1 protein-coding gene is annotated in these 329 nt (G+C 51.4%); it reads right to left on the reverse strand.

Annotation, left to right across the window (positions count from 1 at the left end):
• Nucleotides 1-329: WD40 repeat domain-containing protein (locus ACM0OZ_RS49270; protein ID WP_414590224.1), on the reverse strand; the 329-nt coding region annotated here is incomplete at both ends.

Below are 329 nucleotides of genomic sequence, written 5' to 3' on the forward strand. Positions count from 1 at the left end.
GCCCAGTGAGAGTTTTGATTTCTTTGCCCGTGCTGGTGTCCCACAGTTTCACCGTGTTGTCAAAACTTCCTGAAGCCAGCATCTTGCCATCCGGGCTGAAGCTGACGCCAATAACCGAGTTTGTATGCCCAGTGAGAGTTTTGATTTCTTTGCCCGTGCTGGTCTCCCACAGTTTCACCGTGTTGTCACGACTTCCTGAAGCCAGAATCTTGCCATCCGGGCTGAAGCTGACGCCAATAACCGAGTTTGTATGCCCAGTGAGAGTTTTGATTTCTTTGCCCGTGCTGGTGTCCCACAGTTTCACCGTGTTGTCAAGACTTCCTGAAGCC

Source organism: Scytonema sp. PCC 10023, assembly GCF_963920835.1.
Taxonomy (GTDB): domain Bacteria; phylum Cyanobacteriota; class Cyanobacteriia; order Cyanobacteriales; family Nostocaceae; genus Kalymmatonema.